This is a genomic window from Alistipes sp. CAG:29 (genome assembly GCF_000435435.1).
Taxonomy (GTDB): domain Bacteria; phylum Bacteroidota; class Bacteroidia; order Bacteroidales; family Rikenellaceae; genus Alistipes; species Alistipes onderdonkii.
Genome location: NZ_FR893474.1, coordinates 1 through 6,299 on the forward strand (window position 1 = coordinate 1; position 6,299 = coordinate 6,299).

Below are 6,299 nucleotides of genomic sequence, written 5' to 3' on the forward strand. Positions count from 1 at the left end.
GGACGGCTGCTCGGCATACGTGATACGAACACCGTAGTCGGAGCCGTCGCCCAGAAGACGTCGGAAACCCGGAAGGTCATCCGGTGTAGAGATAACCATGATATCGCGGATACCCGCAAGAAGCAAAGCCGAGAGCGGGTAGTAGACCATAGGCTTATCATAAATCGGAAGCAGCTGCTTGCTGACACCTTTCGTGATCGGATACAGGCGGCTGCCGCTCCCGCCCGCTAATACTAGGCCTTTCATGAGTCAAGTGAATTTTGATACACTTCCCGAAAATCTCAATATGCTAATCAACTCCACTAGGCTACACAAGTCATTTTACCCCTTAAATATACAATTGATTAGGTCACACAATCAGCTTGATTGATTCTATTTTTACAAAGAAGGTATTTACAATAGATTACTGATTTTTGAATCGAAAACAAACTCGGATCTACTACCTTTGTTCTTTATGTATCAATATGTTATGGCCATTCTTTGTTTTTGAGGTCACGAGGTTGTAGCGGCCATTTTACTCCACATTACATCTCTATGCTAGAAATGTAAAAATACGAATTATTTTTGATGTTTCCAAATATCAATTTATTGGAAAATTGGGTTGTGCTAACATACATTATCGACAGCTAATGTGAATGTAATGAAAACTGTAAACTTAGTGCCCAACAATAGATTCAATAACGCCAATATATTTACGAGTTCCAACTTCCCGAGTTAGATGTTCTAGAATATAACAACGACCTCGTTTTCCCATTTGAACGCACTCCTCCGGATTAGAATATAAAATATGTACTGCCTTGACAAATTCCTGAATATTTTCAGCTTCTGTAAATACTCCAAGACGATTCTTTTCGATAATATATTGCATATCAGTCCCTCTATCAAAACTAGCCAATACAGCAGTTCCTGCAGACATAATGCTCCATGTTTTACTAGGCATTGCAATGTCTCCAAATCCTTGTTTGCATGATACAACTGCGACATCACCCAAACTATACACACACGAAACCTTTTCATACGGTTGAAGTGGTAAAAATTTTAAATTGGAGAGTTGCATGTGTTTGGCCTTTGTGATGTATGGCTCAGCTTGTTTCTCTGCCCCAAAAACCAAAAATTGTATATCAGAATTATCGTGTAATAAGTTTGCAGCCTCAAGTAAAATATCAATATTCTGAGCACTACCCAAATTCCCTGCATATACAACATAAAACTTGTTTTGATCCAATCCAAATTCGGCAAAAAGGGGATTTTCATTCCGTGGTATCGGGATAATAGCAGTTTCATCAACCCAATTGTATATGACCTCGATTTTGGACTCTGGGACACCCTTGGCCATAATATTGCGTTTGAAATCCTCAGAGATGACGATGATCCGGTCGGCATTCCGATAGGTAAAATCTTCAATCATCCGACCGACTTTCCACAATGCCCCACCTTTTTTTGCCATGCCCGTTCCAACCAAGGAATCGGGGAAAATGTCCTGAAGACTGTAAACGAGTGGGATGCGCCGTATTTTCTTAATCAATGCAGCCATTGCTCCTTGGATAGGTGGTGTGCTGGAAATAAACATTACATCGCATTGCCGAGCCTCCTGGGCAAAACATCCCCAATAAAATTGTCGGATGCACGACAGACTGTAGCGTAACGCACGCACTATCGGACCTCCACCTTCACGCATCAGAGAGAACCGATATACGATCATTCGGCCGCCATACATCGAATCAGCCTTTCGGTGTTTGTATTTTTTTCGTTCTTCGATGGAAATACCTCGTGTCGGAACCGGTGTATAAACCACCATGTCGAACCCTGCATCAGCAAAAGCTTGATTTCGGTTGTCGCTTAAATAAGCACTTGCCGCCTGCTCCGGATAAAAATAAGCTGGCAGATAAAGTATTTTCACTCGCAGTATTTTTAAATAAAACAACGGTAGTCCACTCGATCCGATTCTGCCAACACGATATCACGCCCTAAACCTAATAAGCTAGCCTCGCGATAGATTTCATGGGCAAAATTCAAATCGATGTAAGAAAGACCTACTGAATTGAAATAGATAAACTCCTCGTCACTCTCCCGTCCCTTTTTCTGACCAGCGATAATTTCCGCTAAATCGGCATAAATATCTTTATCCTTGAGTAATCCCTCTTTATACATGCGGCAAATCGTCTGGGTGCGGTGCTTGGAAGCATTCCAATCATCACATACGATCTTATCGGCTTTGAGGGCCACACCATATTCATCCTCCCAACCTCCTACATGGATATAAAGCATTCCGGCCCGAACATCCCGAGCCTTCAGTACCGGTGCTTGTCCGCTAATGGCTGTTACGATGATATCGGTATCTGCCACGGCCTGCGAATTATCGCCTCGGCAGGCGATAAAATGAACATCCGGAATTATTTTATCAAATTCGGCTATGAATCGGTCTTCGGTTGCACTGTGCCGGGAAGCAACTTTGCAGGTTCTGATCGATGGGAAGAGATGTTTCAGCAGTGTAAAGTGCATCCGAGCCTCTTCTCCGGCTCCAATAAATCCAACTGTTTCCACCTTTTTGGGTGCCAAATATTTGGCTGCGACACATCCTACGGCCGCTGTCCGAAGTTGTGTGCAAAGTGTTCCATCGATTACAGCGATTGGGAATCCGGTTTCGATTTCTGACAACAACATAACCCCCGTCACATTCTGAATGCCTTTCGGAGCATTGGTTGGAAAAACGGAAACCCACTTTAATCCGGCTACTTTATTTCCCAATAAAGTAGCCGGCATACAGTTAATCCGATTTTGTGTCTGTGTGTCAAAAATCTGAGATATTTTATCAGGAAAAAGAACCTCTCCTTTTGAAGCTTTAAGAAAAGCGTCTTCAACAATTTCGAAGAGTCGATCTGCATGACTATCAAAAATTGCAGCTACATCTTCTTGAGTTATAATTTTTATTGATATAGTATTATTCATTGCCCTTCCATTAGAAAATTATTTTTCCGACGTCCAGCATTCGATTCACCATGTTATTCCCATGCTCGTCAAAAACAACCAGCATTTGGTGAATCCGATCTATGGTTTGTATACATTCCTCAGTTGTATTACAAACAAAATGAACCAATGCAAAAACTTGAGAGAATGATCCCGAGGATTCAATCCGATCATGAAGATATTTAGTCGTGGCTAGATAAACTATGTTTTCTAACTGAGCAATTTTATCTAAACCTGAAATACTAGAAATTGTTCCAGCATTGATATGAACCGGATATATGCAATAATATTTCTTTCGAGGCAGGGTACTCCGAATTAATGAGGTGTGTTCGGAGATACAACTTTCGCCAGTTAATGCATAATGAATATCCGCTGCGACTTGATTAATTTGATAAAAATAATCGACTGGGTATATTGAAACCGATCCACCGTATCTAAATCCTACTTCATTAAAATAGTAATTTTCTCCATCATGAAAAACTTCAATCCAAACACTGCCTTCTCGAATGCCGATAGATTGAAACATCTCTGCAATTTTTTCGTCAAAATGTAGACGGAATTCTTGAGTAAGTTTACTCTCGAATACAAACAAACCTCCAACATAGCTACCTTGCTTTTGGTATTTCACTGGATATTTGTCTTCCAAACCAGAAAAATACATCTTGCCGTTACTGAAAGTATAGAACACCACAACGCCATCGTTTTTTACAAATTTTTCCACAATGACGCTGCCTGTGGGCGATGCCTGACGTGCAATCGCATAACCTTTTCTCAACTCTTCAGAATTTCGGCAAACGGAAAAGCCACTGCTACCACAACCATCCGTTGGTTTGGTAATTACAGGAAATGCACTATCGGGAATATTGCGTTTGGGATTCTCCAATTCATAATCATATTTCGGAACAACCGGCAGGCCATACTCGATACATAATCGTTTAAAATGCTCTTTGTTTTGCAAATACTCCTATAATCGGGCAAACGAAATGTGCACTTTTTACAAACGAAATGTGCAAAAAAAAGATTTTTTTTCACGCCAAACTAAAAGCGTTTAATCAGTGTTTGAACAGCGTTTAAACAGCCGTTTAGAAACACAAAATCAAACGCTTTTTTCTTGAAAAATAAACAGCGTAACTATTTGCAGTTTAAGATATTTTTCGTATCCCCGTTTCGGGGAATTATATGTTATACGACAGCTTGTTTATACAGCATGATGTCCGTATATTTGGAGTTGTGGTTTATCGACACGTTAAACTCCCGACGTTCGGCTCCCTCGAATGGGTTGCTATTGAATTGTGTGCGTGTAAACCAGTCGATCAGTTCAACGATTTGCGATTTATTGGAGGTAAAATACACGTATGATTTCCCCTGCAATATCTTGAGTACATCAAGGTAATCGGCCAGTCGCCAATAGCACTTATACGCACCTACTTCGGTCGAGAGATACGGCGGATCGACGAGGAACACCGCACCGGATACATCCTTGTATTGCTCGAACAACTCGTGATAGTCCTGCTTCACGATCTCGACCCCATCCAAATACCCTTCTGCCGAAAAGTCAGTTTGCCGAACTGTATTGTAAAACCCATCTTTTGCCAACTCGTCGAATGAGGTCACATATTTCCCAGAGAACAACAACGATCCCGAGAGGGTAATATAATCGACAAACCCGGTTTTTTCTTCCTCGGCCACACGGTCGAGGATTTGCTTTCGCAATGCCTCCGACAGTCGTTGATTCTTGGAAATTCCCCCCCCCACAAAATTCCGGATGTCGGCCAGCAGAGCATTGGTTCGTGGGATGTTCTGCAGGCGTAGGTGAAAGTCGTCGAAGTCGTTATACACGACCTGCACATCGGGCCGCTCCTGCTTCGCCACATGCGACAGCAGTCCACTACCGCCGAACAGATCAACGAATACCGTGGCGTTGGGGAACTGCCCGAGTGCCTTCTTGAATTCGCCGACAAAACGGCGCTTCTGCCCCATGAACGGCAGCGGGGCCGAATTGTAAACAAGTTTCTTCATTCAAATAAAAAAGAGTATATTTGCACATCTCACCACGTACTAAAAACGCCGTAGCACATCCGAAGGCTTTAGCCCTCGGTGGATGTGTTACGGCGCATTCGTTCTGCTGTACGTGGTGAGATACTACAACAGACCGGGGGCTTTTTCATGCCCCTATGTAATCGGTTTTATTTTACGAGATACCCGGCGACGAGCAAGAGCCACGTTGCGAGGTTCCCGACGGCATATGCTACCGCCTCGCCTCGGGATAGTTTCACCGCTCGGACTTTTGCGACGAGGTGCGCGAGCCCCAGCGCGGCGAGAGCCACGACGGGCATAGCAGTCCAAAGCGAGAGTCCGCAGACGAGTGCGACGATGGCGGTCATGGCCGCCGCGACGAGCCCCAGCGCGAAAGTCTGGTAGCACTCCTTGCCGACCGCTGCGAGCAGGGCGAGGATCAAAGAAATTGCTTTTTTCATTGTGCGATGATATTTTGGTAAAACGATGTTTATTTCCAGCGGCCTATGGCAATCCAATACAGGGGTTCTCCCGCAGGATTTACTCCTGCATTCTGCGCATAACTTTTTCGGGCAATAAAATACGATGCGGTTTTGCTGTTCACCGAAGCCGATGCAACGCCTGTTTTTGCACCGAAGGCTACCGTGGTAACGACACTGTACGGTACAGCATAAAAGGTCGTCGGGAAATAAATGGTTGTGGTTCCCGTTGAATCGCTTCCGGTGTTATAGCCCCATTGCAGCAGTAGCCCGTCGGGCGCCTTGTAATAACCGTTGGTTGAAAACAGTTTTCCCAGCGAAACGTTCGCAAGGTCCTTCGCAGCCTTGTTATTCCACGCCGATTTTTCCGTGTCAGACACAAAAAGGTGTCTGCCATCCTGCTCTACTCGTTCGGCGGGGATATTGCCCTCAAAATTCCCCCCCCCAGCATACGGGAGAGCATTCCAACCCTTCACGCCGTCTCCGAGCTTGTGACGGCCCGTGTCGGATTCATAGACAACCTCTCCGGCGAGTAGTACGGGATTCTCCGCGGTCAGCGCGGCCGCTGTGTACATTGGATGCTGTATTCTGCCTTTCATAATTACATCTGCTTTTTTGCCTGCGCTTTGCATTGCTCGGCGTATTCGTAATAGGCCGCGAACTTATCCGGCTTGGTGTCCCGCTGGCGGAGTATCGCCAGCTCTTCGTCGACCGAATACCGCTCTCGGATGCTTTGCTGCACCCGCTGTTCGTAGGTCGGCACCGGGACGCTATTGACATATTCCGTTAAAACAGGGCTGCCCTGCTCATCCTCGGTAATCAGCATACCTGCTGCCT

Annotated in this window: 8 protein-coding genes; all 8 read right to left on the reverse strand. The window is 44.6% G+C overall.

The genetic code is table 11. The features are described 5' to 3' along the window. The coding region (locus QVP03_RS08875) for a sugar phosphate nucleotidyltransferase (protein ID WP_279067148.1) at nucleotides 1–246 on the reverse strand (246 nt) is incomplete at its 3' end. 409 nt (nucleotides 247–655) lie between these two features. Next, a complete protein-coding gene (locus QVP03_RS08880; RefSeq protein WP_055203753.1) occupies nucleotides 656–1,900 on the reverse strand; it encodes a glycosyltransferase family 4 protein in 1,245 nt (414 codons plus the stop codon). Between the two features lie 11 nt (nucleotides 1,901–1,911). Beyond that, nucleotides 1,912–2,949 (reverse strand): ornithine cyclodeaminase family protein, encoded by a 1,038-nt coding sequence (locus QVP03_RS08885; RefSeq protein WP_055203751.1) that lies wholly within the window; start codon nucleotides 2,947–2,949, stop codon nucleotides 1,912–1,914. Nucleotides 2,950–2,959: 10 nt separating this feature from the next. Continuing rightward, on the reverse strand, nucleotides 2,960–3,925 hold the full coding sequence (locus tag QVP03_RS08890) for an ATP-grasp domain-containing protein (protein WP_288210722.1): 966 nt from the start codon (nucleotides 3,923–3,925) through the stop codon (nucleotides 2,960–2,962). 224 nt (nucleotides 3,926–4,149) lie between these two features. After that, entirely contained in the window at nucleotides 4,150–4,986 is an 837-nt protein-coding gene (locus QVP03_RS08895) for a DNA adenine methylase (RefSeq protein ID WP_022333130.1), read from the reverse strand. 167 nt (nucleotides 4,987–5,153) lie between these two features. Beyond that, nucleotides 5,154–5,444 (reverse strand): hypothetical protein, encoded by a 291-nt coding sequence (locus QVP03_RS08900; protein ID WP_022333131.1) that lies wholly within the window; start codon nucleotides 5,442–5,444, stop codon nucleotides 5,154–5,156. 29 nt (nucleotides 5,445–5,473) lie between these two features. Then, nucleotides 5,474–6,061 carry a gp53-like domain-containing protein gene (locus QVP03_RS08905; protein WP_022333132.1) on the reverse strand — a complete coding sequence of 196 codons (588 nt, stop codon included), beginning with the start codon at nucleotides 6,059–6,061 and terminating at the stop codon, nucleotides 5,474–5,476. A 2-nt stretch (nucleotides 6,062–6,063) separates the two neighbouring features. Then, on the reverse strand, nucleotides 6,064–6,299 hold a 236-nt coding region (locus tag QVP03_RS08910), incomplete at its 5' end, for a hypothetical protein (protein WP_288210723.1).